Annotated in this window: 14 protein-coding genes and 2 pseudogenes; 9 read left to right on the forward strand and 7 right to left on the reverse strand. The window is 61.5% G+C overall.

Going from position 1 to position 20,746, the window contains the following annotated elements; genetic code table 11:
• Positions 1 to 114 precede the first annotated feature (114 nt).
• The 5 genes and pseudogenes from ASG62_RS12385 to ASG62_RS12400 form a co-directional block, all read left to right on the forward strand.
• Positions 115 to 945: an AraC family transcriptional regulator gene (locus ASG62_RS12385; protein WP_200944722.1), complete on the forward strand. Its 831-nt coding sequence runs from the start codon at positions 115 to 117 to the stop codon at positions 943 to 945.
• Positions 946 to 1,138: 193 nt separating this feature from the next.
• Positions 1,139 to 1,324, forward strand: a pseudogene (locus ASG62_RS26480) (DDE-type integrase/transposase/recombinase); the annotation flags it as partial.
• 669 nt (positions 1,325 to 1,993) lie between these two features.
• Positions 1,994 to 3,910 (forward strand): methyl-accepting chemotaxis protein, encoded by a 1,917-nt coding sequence (locus ASG62_RS12395; RefSeq protein ID WP_056695944.1) that lies wholly within the window; start codon positions 1,994 to 1,996, stop codon positions 3,908 to 3,910.
• A 381-nt stretch (positions 3,911 to 4,291) separates the two neighbouring features.
• Entirely contained in the window at positions 4,292 to 4,456 is a 165-nt protein-coding gene (locus ASG62_RS25570) for an HD domain-containing phosphohydrolase (RefSeq protein ID WP_274532617.1), read from the forward strand.
• A 98-nt stretch (positions 4,457 to 4,554) separates the two neighbouring features.
• Positions 4,555 to 4,851: pseudogene (locus tag ASG62_RS12400) on the forward strand (IS66 family transposase); the annotation flags it as partial.
• Positions 4,852 to 4,876: 25 nt separating this feature from the next.
• Here ASG62_RS12400 and tnpC read toward each other — a convergent pair.
• The 4 genes from tnpC to ASG62_RS12425 all read right to left on the reverse strand — a co-directional run bounded on the left by tnpC (position 4,877) and on the right by ASG62_RS12425 (position 12,141).
• Positions 4,877 to 6,436: an IS66 family transposase gene (gene tnpC, locus ASG62_RS12405; RefSeq protein ID WP_056695940.1), complete on the reverse strand. Its 1,560-nt coding sequence runs from the start codon at positions 6,434 to 6,436 to the stop codon at positions 4,877 to 4,879.
• A gap of 55 nt (positions 6,437 to 6,491) precedes the next feature.
• The gene (tnpB, locus tag ASG62_RS12410) at positions 6,492 to 6,848 is read right to left on the reverse strand and encodes an IS66 family insertion sequence element accessory protein TnpB (protein WP_056695939.1); all 357 of its coding nucleotides are present in this window, start codon (positions 6,846 to 6,848) and stop codon (positions 6,492 to 6,494) included.
• A gap of 471 nt (positions 6,849 to 7,319) precedes the next feature.
• Complete coding sequence (locus ASG62_RS12415; RefSeq protein WP_156382107.1) at positions 7,320 to 11,045, reverse strand: hypothetical protein; 3,726 nt, start codon at positions 11,043 to 11,045, stop codon at positions 7,320 to 7,322.
• An 82-nt stretch (positions 11,046 to 11,127) separates the two neighbouring features.
• Positions 11,128 to 12,141 carry a hypothetical protein gene (locus ASG62_RS12425; RefSeq protein ID WP_056695933.1) on the reverse strand — a complete coding sequence of 338 codons (1,014 nt, stop codon included), beginning with the start codon at positions 12,139 to 12,141 and terminating at the stop codon, positions 11,128 to 11,130.
• Between the two features lie 181 nt (positions 12,142 to 12,322).
• Here ASG62_RS12425 and ASG62_RS12430 point away from each other — a divergent pair, with 181 nt between their 5' ends.
• Entirely contained in the window at positions 12,323 to 13,714 is a 1,392-nt protein-coding gene (locus ASG62_RS12430; RefSeq protein WP_056695931.1) for a DUF4365 domain-containing protein, read from the forward strand.
• Positions 13,711 to 15,174: an argonaute/piwi family protein gene (locus tag ASG62_RS12435; protein WP_056695929.1), complete on the forward strand. Its 1,464-nt coding sequence runs from the start codon at positions 13,711 to 13,713 to the stop codon at positions 15,172 to 15,174. The genes ASG62_RS12430 and ASG62_RS12435 overlap by 4 nt, the downstream gene beginning before the upstream one ends.
• Before the next feature lie 17 nt (positions 15,175 to 15,191).
• Here the strand turns inward: ASG62_RS12435 and ASG62_RS12440 are convergent, their stop codons facing one another.
• Positions 15,192 to 16,277: a hypothetical protein gene (locus ASG62_RS12440; protein WP_056695927.1), complete on the reverse strand. Its 1,086-nt coding sequence runs from the start codon at positions 16,275 to 16,277 to the stop codon at positions 15,192 to 15,194.
• 87 nt (positions 16,278 to 16,364) lie between these two features.
• Here ASG62_RS12440 and ASG62_RS26485 point away from each other — a divergent pair, with 87 nt between their 5' ends.
• Positions 16,365 to 16,511: a hypothetical protein gene (locus ASG62_RS26485; protein ID WP_156382108.1), complete on the forward strand. Its 147-nt coding sequence runs from the start codon at positions 16,365 to 16,367 to the stop codon at positions 16,509 to 16,511.
• A 44-nt stretch (positions 16,512 to 16,555) separates the two neighbouring features.
• Entirely contained in the window at positions 16,556 to 18,487 is a 1,932-nt protein-coding gene (locus ASG62_RS12450) for an AAA family ATPase (protein WP_056695923.1), read from the forward strand.
• A gap of 124 nt (positions 18,488 to 18,611) precedes the next feature.
• Here ASG62_RS12450 and tnpA read toward each other — a convergent pair whose 3' ends face one another.
• Both tnpA and ASG62_RS12460 read right to left on the reverse strand, forming a co-directional pair.
• Positions 18,612 to 19,037, reverse strand: coding sequence for an IS66-like element accessory protein TnpA (gene tnpA, locus ASG62_RS28035; protein WP_210168395.1), 426 nt, complete (start codon positions 19,035 to 19,037; stop codon positions 18,612 to 18,614).
• 498 nt (positions 19,038 to 19,535) lie between these two features.
• Entirely contained in the window at positions 19,536 to 20,645 is a 1,110-nt protein-coding gene (locus tag ASG62_RS12460; RefSeq protein WP_056698574.1) for an IS110 family transposase, read from the reverse strand.
• Positions 20,646 to 20,746 lie beyond the last annotated feature (101 nt).

Below are 20,746 nucleotides of genomic sequence, written 5' to 3' on the forward strand. Positions count from 1 at the left end.
TGTCAATATAGCTACGACTGTATCGCCGGGATTGGACAATCCTGCTATCGGTGCAACCGATGCGACGTGCCGGAGAGTGCGGACAGGCCAGGAAAAGCATGCGGGAGGATGGAGATGGGAAAGGATCGACTTCGGCTATGGCGAGACGGCGGGGTGTTCGGGAAACTGGAACTCCTCAGCGCGCGGTGTTTCCGACATCGCTATCCGGCGCACAGCCATGACGAGTTCGTCATCGCCGCTTTCCGACGGGGAGCGCAGCGTCATCAGATCGTCCGGCATACGGGGATCGCCTATGCCGGAACCGTCATGATCATCCCGCCGGGCGCGGTGCATACGGGAGAAGCTGCGGAGCGGGATGGCGGGTGGGAGTATTGCGCGTTCTATCCGGAGGCTTCCGTCCTTGAGCGTATCGCGGACGAATGGCTTGGCCCCGGAACCGGCACGCTAGATTTCGGGCGAGACGTGATCTTCGAGGACCGCGTCATGACGGGACATCTGCTGAACGCCCATCGCATTGCCGAAATGTCGCCCGACCCGATCGAGCGCCAATGCGCGTTGTTCGATGCGTTCGGCCTTCTGATCCGTCGCTACGGCCAGCGCACGCGCGAGCCACGTACCTCACCCATCCTCGATGCGAACATCGCTCCGGCCATCGAGTTTTTGCGAGAGCATTTCGACCGGCCGCTGATCGTTCGCGAGATCGCGCGCGTCGTGGACTTCAGCGAGTTCCACTTCATGCGGCTCTTCCGGGCAAAGACCGGCCTGACGGTCCATGCCTACCTGACGCAGCTTCGCCTTCAACGCGCGAAGGATCTATTGCAGCAGGGCACGCGCCCCGTCGACATCGCGGTCGATGTCGGATTTTGCGACCAAAGCCATATGATCAAAAGGTTTCGGGCGCATTTCGGCGTGACACCGGGTGATTTCGCATCGGCCTGCCGATGACGGGTCGCCGGGTGGCCGGCGTCGGAACACTCAATAAGTCGGCGGTCGAGAAACGATGGGTTTTGCGCTTCAGCACTGAGAACCATTTTTGTCGGCCGCGGCCGCTAGGCCAGTCCGATACAGGCGAATTGGACAACTCATCGACCAGCCTGCGCGTCCTCAACGCTAGCTTCAGGCGGAGGACGGGGAAAAGGAAGGACGCCTGGCGCCGACTTGCCAGCATCGGCAGGTGAAGTTCTTGAACAATCGCCTCGAGTCCGACCACGGGAAGCTAAAGCAGCGGATCCGACCGGTGCGAGGGTTCAAGTCGCGCAAGACGGCGCACAATACAATCCAAGGGTTCGAAGTCATGCGAATGTTCCGGAAGGGGCAGTTCCGTTCCATGGTCGCCAGCCTCGCTGGCGGATCGGAGGCTTGGACCATTGGAAGGCTGTTCCAGGTCTTCATCACCTGAAAATGGAACAGAAAGGGATCATTGCGTCCCGAAATGCTTTTGCAACAGCGCCGGATTTTTCCAACGGAGCTCTCTGGATTCACATTCTAGAATCGGAACAGCGTGGCTGGAAGGCGGGTGTCCAGCCTGACTCGCCGCCAACTCCATAACTCCCTCGCATACCCGGTGTATCTTATCTGCGGTATCTCTCGAAGCCTACGGTGGATCATCAGCGCAAATGGACGGAGGGGACGCTCCATCAGGCTTGGCTATCGCCTGCGTGGCCTCTAGGTTGTACGGGAGGGGGCGCACTTGTTCAGAATTACCGCACGCACAGTACTAGAGCTCGGCGCCGAACTGATCAGTTCGGACATCATCGCGTTCTACGAGCTCATTAAGAATGGCTTCGACGCAGTTACGCGCCGTGGCGTCGAGGTGCGCTTCGACATCCCCATACCGCGCCATAACTATCCTGTCGCATAAACGGTCATTTATGAGACGTTAGAAGACAAGTCGGTTATTTTTCCTGAAACGGCTTCCGCTAAGGAAATTTTCTATAAACTTATTGAGAGCACCATGTGTTGATTGTTTCAACGCGCTTAATGGGAATCAGTCATGCTGAGCAAGATGAGTATCGGGATCAAGGTCGCGGTCATCGCTGGGTCTATCAGCCTTATCGGCATTCTGGCATCCGCCTATGCGAGCAAGGTTCTGCATCAGGTCGACAGCGAATACACGTCGATGAACGAGAACCTCAGCGACTCGGCCCTTTATCTCGCTAGGCTCAACCGTACGATTAACGCGATGGGCTACGGGACCTATCGTTCCATTGCCTATGACGACGTTCGGGCCGAGAAGGGCAAAGAAGCCGCTCTTTCTGCAATTGACATCGGGACAGAGGCCATAGACCTCATCATGCCGCGTTTGTTAGACCGGAAGGGCCAACTCGGAGAGATCCAGAGCGATTTCGTTATGATCTCGCAGAGTGTCCGTAAGGCTGTTGATCTGGGCGTTTCCAACGATAACGCCGGCGCGCAGGCGGTCATGGGCGAGACTGACGCTAAGATCCTTGAGGTGACGACAAAGATCCAAAATCTCGCGGACGAGACGAACAAGCGCGTCGTTGATCGTGCGCACGAATTGAGCGCGTTGTCGTCCTCTACGATCTATTTTTTGATCGGAGGCACGGTGGCTTGCGCCATTCTGGGTCTGATCGCAGCGTTGTTCGTTTCCGCCAAGGGCATCACCGGACCGCTAAATGCGCTGCGTGATCGAATGGGCGAACTCGCTGGCGGTCGCCTCGATGTCACGGTGGACGGACAGAACCGGGGCGATGAGGTCGGCGCGATGGCGAAAGCCGTGCAGGTCTTCAAGGACGCGGCCAATCAGAATAAGGAGTTGGCAGCCGCCGCCGCAGCGGCCGAGTCCGCTCAGGTCGCCCAGCGCGACCGCCAATCCGCCATCGACAATGCCAAGGCCGAAGACCTCAAGGTCTTCGTCCACCACGTCGAGGCAGGCTTCGACGCGCTGTCCAACGGTGATCTGACCGTGCGCATGAACGGGGTCGTTGCGGCCGAATTCGAGCCGATCCGTGCCAAGTTCAACAGCTCCGTCGCCCAGCTCGAAGACACGATCGGCTCCGTCGTCACCGCTGTCGGCACGATGAAGACCGGCCTTGCCGAGATCACCATCGCTGCTTCAGATCTATCCCAGCGTACCGAGCAACAGGCCGCCAGCTTGGAACAGACGGTCGCCGCCTTGTCGGAGGTAACACGCGGCGTCGGCCAGACCGCACAGAGCGCTGACGATGCGAAGGCCGCCTCGTTCCTGGCGCAACGAGAAGCAGAAAAGGGCGGAGAGGTCGTCAACCTTGCCGTCGCCGCCATGTCGGAGATCGAAGCCTCCTCAACCAAGATCGGGCAGATCATCGGCGTCATCGACGAAATCGCTTTCCAGACGAATCTCCTGGCGCTCAATGCCGGCGTCGAGGCGGCGCGGGCGGGGGAAGCGGGTCGCGGCTTTGCCGTGGTGGCGCAAGAGGTGCGCGGTCTCGCCCAGCGCTCGGCTGAGGCGGCCAAGGAGATCAAGGCGCTGATTGCCACCTCTTCGGCGCAAGTCGAGCAAGGCGTCGATCTGGTCACGGCCTCGGGCCATAGTCTGGAGCAGATCGTCGGCCAGATCGGCGGCGTTTCGACCATCATCACCGAGATGGCTCGGTCCGCCCGCGAACAGGCCATGAGCTTGAAGGAGGTCTCCATGGCGGCCGACAACATGGACAAGGTCACGCAACAGAACGCGGCCATGGTGGAAGAGACGACGGCGGCAGCGCAGACGCTTTCCGCCGAAACGGACGAGCTTGCCACCATGATCGGCCGCTTCAACACCGCAACCGCTCGAAGCACGGGCCCAGCGCGGCGTTCGGCTCTTGCGGCGCGCAGGCCCTCCATGCCCGTCGTTCAGATGCGCAGCACCGGCTCCTCCGGCACGGTTCGCAAGCCGGCGCTCGCAAGCGAAGAATGGGCCGACTTTTGATGAAACACGCGGATCATCAGGTTGGTTTGCTAAATTTAGGGGTCTCGGATGAGCTGAAGACGAGCGATCCCGACCCTCTATTCCTAATGCAGCTAGAGGGTTCATTCCGGAAATTAGGGGAGGCCGTTTTAGATCTTGAGAGCATGGCTCGATGCTTGAAGGCCGACCGGCGTCGATCGCAATTTCGTTTAATCAGTTGAGCCATAAGAGGAAGGCGCCTCCCCCAAAGGGAAGCGCCTTTTCGTTTGCAATGCTCTCGGTCGCTTAAACCGCGGATCGCGTTCGATCCGGCGCTCGGGGAAATTACCGTAGTCCTTCCGCGCATCGCGCCATCGCCGTCGCCCATCGCGGCTGACGAAAAGTAATGCCGCCCAGAACCTGTTGGTTATCCTTGAGCGAAGCGACTTTCCCGAGATGGTACTGGATGTGACGATGCATCATCACGAGAAGATCGATGGAAGCGGCTACCCCAATGGCGTCGGCGCAGAACTCAGCGCCTATGCGCGTATCGCGTACGCCTACGGTCCAAACCGCCTTTCGAACTGACCGGCGGGGTAATAGACTGCGCGTATGGACGTCCATAAGCACAGTACCTTCGAGCGGTTGGAGATCGTGGAGACGGGTCATCGTCGCCGTTGGAGCGAAAGCGCATCGACGCCCTGTTCGCCATTGAGCGCGAGGCGAACGGCTTGCCTGCAGACGAGCGCTTGGCGATCCGCCGCGAACAATCGCTGCCGCTTCTCGTCGATCTGGAAAGCTGGATGCGCACCGAGAGGGCGCGACTGTCACGCCATGCCGACACCGCCAAGGCGATGGACTACATGCTGACCAAGTGGGACGCCTGCGCCCGCTTCGGCACCGACGGGCGCATCTGCCTGTCGAACAACGCCGCAGAGCGGGCCCTGCGCGGCATCGCACTCGGCCGACGCTCACGGAGCTTCGCCAGCTTGTAGGTAACCGTCGTCCTCAGGCCACGGCGGCGAGATCGGCTTCCGCAGGCTTGAAGCGCCAGGGCATGAGCTCATCGATCTCGCGGTTGGGATGTGCCTGAACGATCATCGTGATGACGTCGGTGAGATAGGCCAGGGGATCGACGCCGTTGATCTTGCAGGTCTCGATCAGCGAGGCGATGACGGCCCAGTGTCCGGCGCCGCCGTCGGAGCCGGCGAACAGGGCATTCTTGCGGGTCAGGGCCAGCGGGCGGATGGAGCGCTCGACGGTGTTGTTGTCGATTTCCAAACGGCCGTCATCGATGAAGCGGCAGAGTCCCTCCCAGCGTGAGAGCGTGTAGCGGATCGCCTCGGCCAGCTTGGTCTTCTGGCTGATGAGCTGAAGCTTCTCGCGCAGGAACGGCTCGAGCGCGTTGAGGACGGGCTTGGTTCTCTCCTGGCGTGCGAGGCGGCGGACCTCGGCCGGTCGGCCGCGGATGCCAGTCTCGATCCTGTAGAGCGCGGCGATGCGTTCCAGCATCTCGGTGGCGATCGGCGCGGGGCCGGCGGCGGCGAGTTCGTAGAACCGCCGGCGGACATGCGCCCAGCAAAAGGCGAGCCGGACATCCCCCTTCTCGGCCAGCACCTTGTAGCCGCCATAGCCGTCGACCTGAAGGATTCCAGTGAAGCCCTGGAGATGAGCGATGGGTCGCTCGGCCTTTCGGTCTGGCGCATAGACATAGGCGACGGCAGGCGGGTCGCCGCCCTGCCATGGCCGATCGTCCCGGGCGTAGGCGAAGAGCTGGCCGGTCTTGGTCCGACCACGGCCGGGATCGAGCACCGGCGCCGTGGTCTCATCGGCAAAGAGCTTCGTCGAAGCCTTCAAATGTCCGAGCAGCCGCTCGTGGATGGGCCGCAGCAGGAAGGCAGCCCGCCCGACCCAGTCGGCGAGCGTCGAGCGGTCGAGATGGACGCCCTGGCGGGCGTAGATCTGCGTCTGGCGATAGAGCGGCAGATGGTCGGCATATTTGGAGACAAGCACGTGGGCGACGGTCGCCTCGGTGGGCATGCCGCCCTCGATCAGCCGCGCCGGTGCCGGCGCCTGGACGACGACGCCCTCGCAGGCCCGGCAGCCATAGCGGGGACGGCGGGTGACGAGAACCCGGAACTGGGCCGGCACGATATCGAGGCGCTCGGCGACATCCTCACCGATGACATGCAGGGCATGGCGACAGCACGGACAGGCCTTTTCCTCGATGTCGACGACGGTCTCGATCCGCGGCAGATGGGCGGGAAGCGAGCCCCGGTTCGCACGGCGTCTGGTGATACGCTCGGCCTTTGCCGTCGGAGCGTCTTTCTCCTCGGCAGCCTCGTCGGCCGCGACGCCTTGCTCGACCTCCTCGAGCCCGAGCAGAAGCTGGTCCTCGGGCAGCGTCTCGGCACGTCGGCCGAAGCGGTGACGCTGCAATTCCTTGATGATCTGCTCGAGGCGCTCGGCCCGCAAACGCTCGGCGATCAGCATCGCTTTGTCAGCGCAAACGAAGTTTGTCGCGTGCGTGCCGGGATCGTTGGGAAGCGTGTCGGCCACCAAGGTCATGCGAGAAGTGGATCACCTCCTCATGCCGGCGGCAACAGACATTGCCGCCCTTCCGTTATCCCGGCAGAGCCGGCACTCGGGTCTCGCGCACAGCGTGGACGCGGCGCCAGTCGAGCCCTTCCAGAAGGGCCGAGAGCTGCGCCGCCGTCAGGTGCAGGACGGCGTCCTCGGCCTTCGGCCAGCGGAACTCGCCGTCCTCCAGACGCTTGGCCACCAGCACCACGCCGGTGCCGTCCCAGAACACCAGCTTGATCCGATCGGCGCGCTTGGCGCGGAAGACGTAGACCGCGCCCGAGAACGGATCGGCGCCCATCGTCTCGCGCACCAGAGACGCCAGACCCTCGGCCCCTTTGCGGAAGTCGACGGGCTTGGTCGCAACCATCACGCGGACCGCGCCCGTCAGCCCGATCACGATGTCGAGATCACCATAACCCTAAACCACGATGCCCTTAACAATCTGGATCAAAACGAGTTTCGCAAGCGTGTTCTTCCTTGACCACCAATGATCGTGTTTTGCGACACCAAAAACCAGAACCAGACGCTGGACCCCAGACGCCATCGGTCGCGACTGGGAGCGCGCTATCCGCATGGCCCTGGTCAAATGCTTCCATCAGGAACGCCTCGCCGAGGCCGATTCCGTCGCAGTCCTCCACGGCGAGGGCTCGCGCTGGCTTATAAGGTCTGGACGCTGAAGAGCATGTTGGCTTGAAGCGGGAGCCTACCGCTGCCGACGGAAGCGTTCACGATAAGTCAACGCGAGACGAAGCGGCGCGTTTTTCTAATGACGCCGTCGCTTACGCAGTCTGCGAGCAGGACAAGGTGACGAAGGGAACCGAGTAGGGAAGTCATTATAGATGACCATCCCCTTGTAACGCCACGCTGATCACAATCCGGCTGGAGGATACTTCCACCTTTCGGCTGCATCACTTCCGTAAGCGCCGCGAGCCGCCCCAACCCTATTCACCATCTCCTTCGGATCGTCGATCTCGAAGAATGAAATCGACGCCTGCGGTTGGCCATGGTCATGGAAGACCTGCTTCTTGTAACTCTTCTTCGGGGGAAGGTAAGCATTGCTGCCTCCGTAGCACCCATTGTTCGCGATCACGACCATCTGGAACATGTGGTAATGGAGTGCCAAGGCCATCTGATCAAATGTGCCTACGTCCTGATTGTAGGCGCTGATCGCGTAGACGTCCGATCGGCCTCGAAGATCAGACGGGACTGCAAGGTCCGTGGCGTCGTAGCAGATCGATCCGCTCAAGGTAAGCGTTTCCAAAGGGCGATCCCGGAAGGGGTAGGGCACAAGCCACTGACACGGGCGGAACTCTCGTATGGCGGCGCCGTTCGCAATAAGATCCTTCTCAGCTTTCGCGAGATGTTGCTTCCCCTGACGGCGAGTGATCATCCTCAGTCCGCCGTTCGGCGTCCTGGTGGGTATGACCCACTTGGCAGAGTTAACCGAAGGTTTGCCTGCTTCGATCTCCTCGTAAGCTAGTCCGGCAAATATGATCGCCTTATAGGCCCGTGCGAACGGCACAAGGTGAGTACGGACGTCCATTGGGTGAACTGAAAGCTCAGGCAGGATCAGCCAGTCCAGCCGAGCGCTTCGAGGATGATGAGTCTCGCGAAGGTCGAGCGCCTTCGCTACCGCGGCGAGTGCCGTTGCCAGATGATTCCGGTGCTTTCTGCGAAGGGATGGCTCCGAAAGCCCGATATCGGCTGCCTCAACCTTATGCGGCATTGTCAGCTGCACCACACAGCCCCGAAGAGGACGGAACTCGTTCTTCGGGTGAATGAAGGGAAGCTTTGGCAGTGGAAGGGGCAGGAAAAGTACGTTGGATGCCGATCCCTTCCTCTGAACCGCTCGGGATAGAACTTCTTCGAACGCCTTCTTCGATCGACTTAAATCGGACCAATCGAAGGGACCGGGTTGGGGTCCCCGGCATCCCGGCCAGGCCAAAAGGTCAAACAGCAGTCGCTCTATTTCATCCGAGATCGGGAGCCAGTCGTCGCCGAACGCCTCATGCCCGTTGTAGAAGCCATGGAGACGTTGATACCAATGACTTTTGGAGGCTCGATAAATCGAGTTTGAGTCCCGCCAGGAGGACGTTCGAACGGTTTCGGTGAAGTCCCGACGTGCCGTTAGAATGAAGCGGAGAAGGTATCCGATCTGGAACCGCCACCTTTCGTTCGGCGGACACCATGCCGGCGGCTGGTACAGAGACCGTTCTCCCTCCTTCGTTCGTACCGAAACGAGCCGTAGGGCTTTGACGAACGTGAAGCCGTCCCTCTCTTCGGTCTGAACCAGCACGTTCGGCGGCGTCAGCGCAGCATACGGTTCAGGCAATGCGAGCATCGCTCCCGCAAGAGCGTTCGTGAAACTCACTAGACTGATCTCGTTGCGCAGCGGCGACGATGGGTCTTCGAGAACCAATTCTGCCAGCGAACGGTATCCGGCCTCTTCGACCCGCTGTTCCAGACATAGATCGTTTGCGATGATTTCCGGCACTCGAAGCTCGGGCCGCGCTCCCGACCCGACGATCTCTGCTGCAAAGGCGGGATCCCGTTCGGCAATCTGAGCAAACCTCAGATCGTTGAGGTCGTTCGCGATCAGCGCGATGGAGGCCTCACGGTCGAGGAATGATCGCCGCGCAACGATAGCCTTCGTTGCGAACTCGGCAGATGTGCCGAGATCCGTCTCTCCTCGCAGGAAGCGGATCATGTCACGGTAGTGCTTGGTCTCCGAGACGCTTCCAGTTCGTGAAACTGGTGCTGCCGCGGGGGAAACCGCTGCGAGGTAAAGGTAGGCCTGTTGCTTCAAATACCACGGAAGGCTGTTCGAGGATGAGAGGAGCCTAGTCGCCTCTCGTCGAAGGCGATCGCGGTAGGCTTGAACATCCACACCCGCCGGCAGGCAATCGGGGTCTTCGACGAATGCCGTTTCCGTCGCACCCGCCCGCAGGATTTCGGCCAAGCAGTAGAGTGCGACCTTCCGATCATCCCCACGCCTATCGCCGACTGTATAAGGCTCTATGATTCTCAGAATATAGTCGAGCGCTTCATGGGAAGGCCAGACGTCCAGCCCTATGCGTAGTAGCCGGACGTTGGATGGATCCTCGATCCAGCTCTCGATCAGCCCGTAGGCAAACGATCTCGCCTCGTCATCGAGTTCACCTTGAGTTCGAGATCTCTGCCGAATGGCGTCTGAACCGTCGTCGTCGGCGGGTGCGTCTGTGATCAAATCACGGCCAGACGCGTACAAGAGGGGGCGGAGAGATCGGTAGACGCTTCTGAACCGTGCGGCAGCGAAACGCGTAACGGTCCCGTCGCCAACGTCAGGGACCGACGCGAATGGGCTTTTGAACTTTCCTTCGCTGCTTGCCAACCGCTCTGAGAAGCGCTGCTGGGTTCGAACGAGACCTTGCACGGCCTCAATGATCTCTTCGCCGGCCTCGGCATCGAAACCACCCGACACGGCGGACTGAATGCGTGCCATTTTCCGACTTTGTCGTATCAGGGGTCGCTCTTCACCGCGAAACAGAGCCAGCTTGGTCTTCTGCTCCGATGCCATCATACCCGGGGCGTGTTCTTCGAGAACGCGTTCCAACCCGCTCATGACGAGGCTTCGGACCGCTTCCGGCTCCTTGTTCCCACGCCAGGAAAGGACGAGACGCAGATCGTCGACGTAGCGAGCGGCGTCGTGGAATTTTATGCCGTCATTCTCTTGCCCGGCAGAAGCGAGGAGGGCGCGATCTAGATCCAGCAGCACGACATTGGCGAAGAAGCCAGCAGCGACAAGACCCTGGGGCAGAGCTATTTCGTCAAACCCATCGATCTCGTTCCTCACGCTATAAGCAAGCGCAGTTTTTCGATCGTCGAGATGCCATCGCCAATTGAGAACACGTTCGATCAGACGAACAAAACCTGGATCTTGAACGCCAGGCAACCCTGCGATCTTCACATGCAGGTTCGAGGGTCGCACGCGATCGTAGAACTGGGAGAGATCGGTTTGGACAATTGCCTTGACGCGTTCATCGTCCTCAAGCTCGCTGGCGACGAGTTCAGGTCTGCTTAAGAAGGATCTGTAGTCTTGAAAATAAGCGCGGTAGGTCGTGGTTGCGCCCCATCGATGATGAAGCTCTTCACCATCGGCATCGCAGAATAGTCGATTTCCGTAGGATACGATCTTGGCTCGACCGGACTGATCGGTCACAGGCGTCCGTGGATCGCCCTGCATTGTTTCAACGGTATTGGCGAGGCACATCATCAATGCCGTCGCCGCCACCTGATCTCTCAGAGCGACATGAGCGAGAGGGCGTAACGGGGCGTCTCCTCTCTTTTCGGGGCGCCATTCGCCCTCTTGGTCCACCCAACGCTGACCCTTCGGCGCAGGCACCAAACGAAGCGGGGTACTCTTCCAACTTTCCGGTGACCGCATGTCCGCCGCAAGTTCCGCGATGAATGCAGGAAGGTTGGCGGTGGCCTGATCGAGTTCCAACGTGTCCGCGAACCAGTTGTGGGTTCTGATATGGCTGACGGTCTTCTTCCACGCCTGAAGCAGAACGTATTCAGCAACGGCGTCTTCAAGGAGGGGTCGAAGATGCTTCATCCGGTTCTCGTTCGGCTACAGAGCGCGGTTGCTCTATGCACTAGGCAGGCGCGGATCGTTTCAGCGCCGTTGTTAAGCGTATTTATTCGAATGTTCTGGTCTTCAGCCTCGCCGCCAAGACCGACGTGGACAACCCGCGGACGTTCCCCACATCCGGGGCCAGTCTGGTGATGTCCAGGTACCGATGCCCAAGCATCCCACCGGCCGACACCTTGCGAAGGTCGGTCTCTTCGAACCGGTCGACGACGTACATTCGATGCGGGTCGGCAGCGAAGTTCCCGTAGTAGGTCGCCGAGCCGATGACGTCGACGATTCGGTCTTTCTGGACCTGATCCAGCGTCCCGAACTCGGCGTTCTCGACCGTCAGTACCGACCCTTCGTATGAGCAGACCGCTGCGGCGACGATCCGGCCGACATGGCTGATCTGCTTGTTGTGATACAGGCCGAGGAAGGCGCTCTCCCACTTCGGGTTCCGGCTCGCAGGCTCGTAGTAGACGCCGTGCTGCGCGTTCTCCTTCCACGAAGTCCCGCACGGGAATGCGACCATCCACCGGTCGCGGTCGACCAGCAGGCCTTCGCCGGCGATGAACGCCTCGTAGTCCGCGAAGATCTCGGAGAGGAGAGGGTGGTTCGAGCAGATAATGCGCAGGGCCTCGATCAGGTCTCCGTAGGTCTTCGACGCGGATTGGATCTCGTCCGCCTTGCCCATGGCGCTGAACCGCTCGCGATCGGCGAGCGGTGGCTCATCCTTGGTCAAGCCGATCAGGAAGGCCGAGCCGGCGGGATGCTTCCGATCGACGACGGAACGGAGATGGCGCTGCATCTGGTCGTCGTACAGGCCGCCACCACCGTGCTTCGCTTCGAAGTAGACGAACATCGGCGCTTGGGTGATCGCCGCATCCGGGATGCTCTCGAGCCCGCGTTCCTGCTGGGCGAACTCAAGCCCGACCGACACCTCGGTGTCGAGCAGGGAGGTCAGGAGGCGAGCGACGAGGAGCGGTGACACCCGGTAGACGTGGCGCATCATCAGCATCGTGTTGTTCGTGACGTGGTTCTCGCGCCCCGAATAGATCTGGAAGTGGTTGATACGCGTCATCCATGCCCCCCTGCGTACGGCTTACCATGCAGCCGATGCGTCCCGGTCTTGCGAGACACATCTAGGATCGGTCGGTCCGCAGGGAATGCGGATCTTGCAACTCGATCTCCCAAGCGCGACATTCATCCTACTACCGCAAGTTCTCAAGAACTGCGGCTCGCTGGCGGAGCCCTGACATCGGATGCAACCCCGAGACTTCGCCTCCGGCAAGAAGGTACCGAGAGCCAGCGTCATCGGCGATCGCGGCGTCGCCCGCACGATCGACCAAGCTCTGAAGATCGGCTTCCTGTTCCATGAGACCCGGCCTACGGAGGTCGGAGTCGACGGCTACATGGAGTGGGTAGATCCGGCTACCGGCAGCGGAACGGGGCTCACCGTAGCCGTACAGATCAAGACCACCGAGAAGAAGATCTACGACGCGGAAACCGATGTCAGCTTCAAGTGGACAGCGAAGGAAGCGGACTACGCCTACTGGGCGCAATCGAACCTGCCGGTGATCCTGCTTCTGATCCGGCTCTCCGACGATACGATCTATTGGAAGGAAATCGTCGATCCTCAGGCCGGTGGGAATCGTCAGCTGTCCGTTTTGAAGGCCAAGGACGGCTTCGACCAGGCCGCGGCCGAAACCATCGCCCAACTGGCAGTCGACCGCAGCCGTCCCGGCGTGTTCCTGCCACCGGTTCCAGAGGGGGAAAGCTTCTGGATCAATCTCTTGAAGATCGACCTACCGTCCCGGATCTGGGTCGCGCCCCGACGCGTCATCGAGAAGACGTCGGCGATCAACATGATGATGCGCCGTGGGAAGGGCGTGCACGAAGATTTCGCCTTCATCTCCGGTCGGCGCATCATCTCCTTCCGGGCGCTGGACGAAGGACCGTTTTCCGCGATTGTCGAGGCGGGTGCTGCCGAGGAGGTCGAGACGACGGCTTTCTCGCTGACCGACGATCCGGCCGAAAGAGGAGGTTTTATCGAGCTGCTTCGTCGCACCCTTCAGGAGCAGTTCGCCGGGCAACTCGAATGGCGCGAGGACAGGAAGGTTCTGTTCTTCGTCAATGCCGGCGGTGTCGATCGAAGCTACCGATATCGGACGCTGACCGGACGCAAGCAATCGCGAAAGGTCGTCGCAAAGATCGAAGCCGCGAAGGAGGCCGTCAAGCACATCGGCTTCAGACCCAATTTCTTCCGGTTCGGCGACGACTGGTTTCTAGCGGTCGAGCCCGACTACGTCTTCACCCACGATGGATCGAAACCGCACAAGTGGGAGGATCTCTGGATCTCCAAGACGAAACGCCTGGACAAGTCGCAGAGCGTGTCCGGTCAGTTCGGTGCCTGGGCGCACTTCCTCGTTGACGGAGATCTGTTCCAGGGTGCGGGCAAGGGACCTCTCAGGTTCTCACGTCCGATCGAACTGAAGAGCGGCTTCAAGGTCCCCGAGGACACGTGGATCACCCGAGAAGATCAGGATCTCGACGACCCGGATGAGGCCGAGGTCGACGAAGCGCGGCCGGCCGGCGTGAAGAAGGCAGCCGGAGGCAGTCTTCAGATGGCCTTGGACCTGGAAGGCACACGATGATGTTCGAACCCTTCGACGTAGGCGAGCCGCTTCTCGAATTCGGGGGAGGAGGTCGGCACGTCGATGTACGTTTCGGCCTGATGAACCATGGACCGGTGACGGGGCCCGACCACGGCAGCATCCGGCTCGGAATCGTCGGCACCGGCGCCGCCATCGCCGGATTGAAGAACTGGTTGGAGCAATGCGAGACGGAAATCCCGGGAAGGAAGAGTAGGCTCACGAACCTGGCGATCGCATTTCCCGGCATCGGAGCGGAAAGTCCTTTCCGTTGCGGGTTCCGAGTCGCGGACGACGATACCCGCCGGATCCCGCCTCTCGCCATCGAACGGATACAGCAGGCCAAAACCATGGAGGCCGCGATCGACCTGGCCGCCGACGTCTTCGTCAGCGAAATCGAAGCGATCGAGGAGTCGTCGTCGCGACCGGACGTGATCCTCGTCGCCTTGACTGCCGACCTGATAGAGAGGCTGGTGAACGACACGAGCGTCGGCGACGGCGAAGACGTTCCCGACGCAGGCCTGCAGCCGCGACGCCGGAAGACCGGCGTGGATTTCCGAGACATTCTGAAGGCTAGGGCACTCCGATGCCACACCCCTCTCCAGATCGTCTGGGAGACGACCTGGAACGATGACAGGACAATCAAGCGGAAACTCGCCACCCGGTCCGTCAGAACGAACCAGGACGAGGCGACACGGGCTTGGAACCTCTTCTCCGGGCTCTTCTACAAGGCGGGCTACACGCCGTGGCGGCTGCCCAGAACCGACACCCAACTCGACACGTCCTACATCGGCATCTCGTTCTTCGAGACGGGCGACAGGGGCTCGATCCAGACCAGTTGCGCCCAGATGTTCGACGAGCGGGGACAGGGTCAGATCCTCCAGGGTGCCAGGCCTCGGACAGATCACAAGGGCCGCAATCCGTACCTTGCGGAATCCGACGCGTACAATCTCCTGAGCCGTTCGCTCGAGCAGTTCCGAAAGCATCACAGGCAGGCGCCGGCCCGCGTCGTTCTCCACAAGACGTCGCCATTTCGGGATGAGGAGCGTTCAGGCTTCAAGCAGGCGCTCGCGGAGGAACGGATCGATGACGCCGACTTCCTCTGGATCAAACGTAACACCTCGATCCGCCTGCACCGCTCCGGTCGATACCCGGTGCTGCGAGGGACAAGCGTCAAATTGGGCAGCGAATTCGTTCTCATGACGAAAGGCAGCGTTCCTTTCTATCAGACCTATCCGGCCGAATACGCTCCTCGGCCGCTCCATGTCGTGCACGACTATGGAAGCGCCTCAGCCGAGGAACTCGCTCGTGAAATCATGCTACTGACGAATATGAACTGGAACACGACGCAGTTCGATGGTGGTCAGCCGATAACTATCACTGCGTCAAAAGAGGTAGCAAGGATACTTCGCCACATGAACTCAGATAATCAACGGACATACCGCTACGCGTATTTCACATGATCTAGTCAAATCGGAAATCAGTCGCTGTAGCTCTCCGCGCCGAACATGCCTTCGTTAGGAAAGTGCTTCTGAAGGGTCGCGGCCGCCGCTGTGCAAGCCGCATCGTGGAAGGCGACTAGACCGGTGTTGGTGAGGTTCGAGAAGCGGTGGATTTTCCAGTAGCCCTTTTCGACCCTTCGGATGCGGCCAAACTCGCGGAACGCGGACCAGAGACTTCGATCGAGACCCAGAACGTAGACGTTCGCGAAGCCGAAGCCGCCTCTCGGATGCCCGCTAGGTCCTCGCTCGCAATTCGCTTCGTATGCCATCGCGGCGGCTCTGGCCGCGTCTTCGGCTTCGGCCAGAGCCGCCTTCACACGCATTTCGGTCTCGCGCTTCCGAAGGGCCTTCTTCGACGAGGCGCTTGCGACTCTGGGAACATGGACAAGCTCTGCCGCCTCGCCGCCATGCGACGGAGAACCTGCCAAAGCCAAGGCATCAGTCGACGCAACCGTTTGCTCCGGCGCTGGAGGACCTGCGTTCGTCGCCTGAGGCTCCAGCTTTTCCTCCGGAGGATTCCGGTCGACCAGGCTCGAATCGATCTTGGACGTGTCGAAAGCGTCGATGCGGCTCTTGTCGTAGACGGTCGTCAGGAACTTCTCGGGATCGAAGACGGGCACGATGCCAGCCTCTTCCAGCATCGTCTTGGCCCGCAGGAAATGCAGGTCGAATCGCTTCGCTACTTCGAAGAGGGAGACGTAGGTCGACTTGAACGCTTCCGCGCTGGCCCGCACCACGACGGTCTGCGGGCATCGGTTGACGGCGTTGACCTCGACGACGGTCTGCAGATTGCCGGCATCGGCGAACTTCTTCACGGACTTCGCCGACATGCCGATGAAGGCCGCGGCGGCGATCATCGTCAGGCCTCCTCCTTCCTCGCGGCGGACGAGGCGACGCACCTCCTCGGGATCCAGCATCAACGCCATGTAGTCGTGGCGGCCGGCCAGCCGTCCCTTCCAGGTCAGCTTCCCGTCCAGAACCAGCGTGACGATCTCCTGAACCGAGCAGACCGCCTTCGCCCTCGTCTCCATGATGTCGTAGATGCCGGGCAGGGGACCCGGCATCTCCTGCGCGCCGTCGAATACGCCCGGCGGACGGTCTCGTTGGGCGATCGTGTGCGACTTCTCGCCTGGCTCGAGGAGGCAGGTTCCGTGACGTTGATCGAAGCCGCATCGGCGATGCGCGAGTCGGGAGAACCGGTCGGCGCGGTGCTGGCGATGGTGCTGAAACGGCATGTCGCGATTGAATGGCACGAGATGCCGATCGGGCCCGAGACCCAGGTCAGACTGCGAAGATGAGCCTGGAATCCATCGTACGGACAAGCACACGGAGGCGTAGGGCCATGACCCGAGCCGCACCTATCGACGACATCCAGGACGCGGACGCGTCCGAAGACATAGATCTCGCAGCCTTCCTTCGGGTCGAACAGACCGCGTCCGCCCGGGAGGCGGTCGTCGGGCTGCGTCCGTCGGCCAGACTGGTCTACAGGACGATGCTGTCGGCCATTCCGCCACGGACGCGACAAGCGTTGGCGGCCCACCGTCCTCAGCTGATCGTCCTCCGCATACCCTCGGATGCCTGGGCGGAGACAGCGGTCGAAGCCTTGGAGGCCGTCGCCATGGCGATCCGCGGCACGCACCTGCGAACGGTCCACCACTACTCTCCCTCCGTCGTGAAGTCCGGCAGACGCGGCAGCTTCACGGCCGAGGAGATCCTGAAGGATCTCTACGGCGACACGGTCTGCTGCATCGTCGGCCGTGGCGACACATTGCCGGGCCGGGTGGCGGCATTCGTCGACTTCGAACATCAGGTCGCGCCGTTGACCAACGACGGCATCAGGACATCGTTCGCGGTCAGATTTCCGGAACGCCCTGACGTCCTGCCCCACGATCTGCGTGCGGATGCGGTTCCGCCCGACGTCTTCGATCTGATCATGAAGAAGGCTCTGGATTCCGACGACGCGATCCGGCTGCTGCGGGCGGTGGAAACGACAGCTGTCGGTGTCCGTGCGACCGGCGACCGAGCTCGTCTCGAAGACCTTCACGGCTACGGAGAAGCTCAGGATTGGGGCCTTCGACTGGTCGCCGATCTGGCTTCGTTTCAAGCCGGCCGCATCACGTGGGCCGACGTCGATTCCGGCTGTCTGCTCGTCGGTCCGCCCGGCACGGGCAAGACGCTGTTCGCCTCGGCGCTGGCCGAGTCCGCTGGCTGTGTCTTCCTGCCGACATCGTATGCGGATTGGCAATCGGCGAAGTCCGGGCACCTTGGCGACCTCATGAAGAGGATGCGCCATGTGTTTGACGAGGCCGCATCCAGCACACCGTCGATCGTCTTCATCGACGAGATCGACACGTTGCCGGCACGCGGTGGCGCCAGCAGTCACGACGACTGGTGGCGCTCCATCACCAACGGACTGCTCGAGTGCCTGGACGGTACGAGCCGCCGAGAGGGAGTGATCATATTGGCGGCCTGCAACGACGGAACGAACCTTGATCCGGCGTTGGTTCGATCGGGACGTCTCGACCGGCGGTTCACGATCGATCTTCCAGACGAAGACGCGCTCATCGGCATCTTCCGCAGCCATCTCGGCGAGAGCATCGCCGACGATGCCGTACAGCCGATCGCCACGGCGCTGGCTGGAACGACATCGGGTGCGGACGTCGCCCGCATCGCCCGGGATGCACGGCGCATTGCGAGATTGGCGGGAAGGAGCGTTCAAGTAGAGGATCTCCTTTCCATCGCGCTGCCGCCGGAGACGAGGCCCGCTGCCGTTCTTCGGCGGGTCGCCATCCACGAGGCGGGACATGCCGTCGTGCACATGCTGCTCGGCGGGAGACCGTCATCCCTGTCGATCGTTCGAGATGGAACGTCGGCAGGAGCGGTGGTCCTCGACTTCAGCGGGAGTTCGGTCGAAGGACTGAGGCAGGACATTGAAGCGTTGATCATTCCGATCCTTGCCGGCCGGGCCGCCGAGGAGATCGTCCTTGGCTCGGCTTCGGCGGGTGCCGGAGGCTCTGACTCTTCCGATCTCGGTCAGGCGACCGCGTGGCTGATGCGGATCGAGGCGCAGTTCGGTCTTGGGAACCACTTGTCATACGGTCAGCAGATCGACGGCGGGTCGGTTGAGATCCGGCTGCGGCGTCTTTACGCCGAGGCGTTGATGATCGTGTCGCGACATCGCTCGGCGGTGTTGGCTCTGGCCGAACTAGCGCTGGAGCGACGGGTCCTCGGACGCGCAGTCCTGGCAACTTTCGCCAAGACGCATCTGACCTGAATCAGAGACGAGCGACAATATGAAAAGGGCCGCGGTAAAAACGCCGCGGCCCTTTTCGTTCAATTACTTCGTCGGTGCTAAGCCATTGTTTCTGCTGGATCCAGTTCAGAACAAAGGTGACTTTTCACAGAACATTGGTGTTCTCGACACACGAGCCGCCCTTCAGTGCCTGTATCACCGCCGCGATGGTCTTGGCGTTCGTGCCCGATCCCACCCGCACCACGACACCGTCGATCTCCAGCTCGATGCCGCCGCTCGGCCGCAGTGCCGTTCGCCGTCGGCGCTTCGGCCCCGTCGGCAAAGTCGCCGGAACCGGCGGTGCTGCTTCAACCACCACCGGCACGAAGGCCGGCACGACCGATCCGGCCTTCGGCTCAATCCGGGCCTCCCGGCGCCATCCGAAGACCTGCTGCGGTCGAAGGCCGTGGCGGCGCGCCACCTCGGAAACCACCGCTCCCGGCATCAGTGTCTCTTCCAGGATCCGTGCCTTGTCGTCCGCCGACCAGTGCCGGCGTCCGCCAGCCCCATTGATGATCTCAACCCGGCGCACCAGTCGCTCAGGGTCAAGCCTATGGTCAAATCCAGACACAAAACGATCCTCGCGTTGGATCGGCAGACTCGGCGTTCAGATCGAAAAACGGAAGGTGGAGCCGGGAGGACGCTCTGATGTCCGTTGTCAACATTCTGGCCGCACGAGATCAACCATTCCGAGGAACGGCGGGCAGGAGATGGACGCGCATGGGTGGAGGCGGGACCNGACGCTCTGATGTCCGTTGTCAACATTCTGGCCGCACGAGATCAACCATTCCGAGGAACGGCGGGCAGGAGATGGACGCGCATGGGTGGAGGCGGGACCTGAAGAACGTCGGTGATCAAGCTCTGATGCGCGGATTGGTACCGCATTCCCGATAATGCGTCCGGGGCTGGTCCCGATCTTACGGCGGGCGTCGGCACAAAGGCCGGCCACAAAGCGTCCGTCGGGCATTCCCCTGCCGTGGTCCCGCCCCCGCCCATGAGCGAGAGGGTTGCGCTCGTGCGAGCGACGAGTTCAGGCGGCCCTGGCTTCCCTGGCGACCGACCACATGAAGCCGACGAGTTCCCGCGCGACGGCCGTGCAGACCACCGTCGTCTTCTTCCCTCTGCCGATCAAAGCCCGGTAGCGCGCCGTCAGGCGGCTCTGGGCCTTCCAGGCAATCTCACGTACCTTCGGCGGCGCCGCTTCCAGCTTGTAGAGCTTTGCCGCGCCTATCTTGGGCGGATGGCGGTATGTCCAGGCGCTCTCGACGAGCATATGACGGACCCGCCCATTCCCGGCCTTGGTGATCCCGCCGCGTCGGATCGTGTCGCCCGTTGAGCGTTCGCTCGGCACCAGGCCGAGATAGCCCATGAGCTGACGGGGGCTTTCGAAGCGGGAGACGTCGCCGACCTCGGCGACGAAGGTCACCGCGACGATCAGGTCGACGCCACGGAGCGTTTGCAAGGCTGTGACGACGGGGCCGAGCGACCAGGATGAAACGAACTCCGCGATGGCGCTCTCCAGGCGCGTTACGCGTTCCTTGGCGATGCGCACCCCCTCGACCATCTCCTGCAACGCGATCTGATGGGCGGGATGCTCGAAGCGCTGCTCCTGAAGCCAGCGGAGATAGCGCATGGTCCAGCCCTTCTTGCGGGGATAAACGCGACCATGCTTCAGCATGAAAGCACTCACCTGCTGACGATGTACCCGCAGGCTTTCCACCGCCGCCGAACGGGTCCTGACCAGATCTCGCATGGCCTCGTGTCCCTCGTCCGGCACCCAGACCGCGGTCAGCTCATCGGCTCGAAGAAGCTTGGCAAGCGCCAGCGCGTCGCGCCGGTTCGTCTTGACGCGGTCGCCGGGCTTTCTTGGGATCAAAGACGGCGCGACCACCATGCAGGAATGGCCAAGTTCGGTGATGAGACGATGAAGACCGTAGCCCGTCGGTCCCGCCTCGTAGCAAAAGTGCAGACGCCCATGCCGCGTTGCGAGCTTCTTGACGAAACGGCGCATGCTCTCTTCGGACGCATCGACCTCACCGAGATAACGAACCTCGCCTCCACGCTCTCCGTCTGCCACCGCGATGGCATTGCGCAGCTTGGACACGTCGATGCCGACGAAAACTTCTGTAGAATGCTCCATGGCTTGCCCTCCTGCCGGGAGGATCGGCTCGGCCCATCCGAGCAACCCTCGAACAGACAGTGTAGGGCAAGCCGCCCGGCCAAGCGGACATACGGTCTTAC

It is taken from the genome of Aureimonas sp. Leaf427 (assembly GCF_001425485.1).
Classification (GTDB): Bacteria; Pseudomonadota; Alphaproteobacteria; order Rhizobiales; family Rhizobiaceae; genus Plantimonas.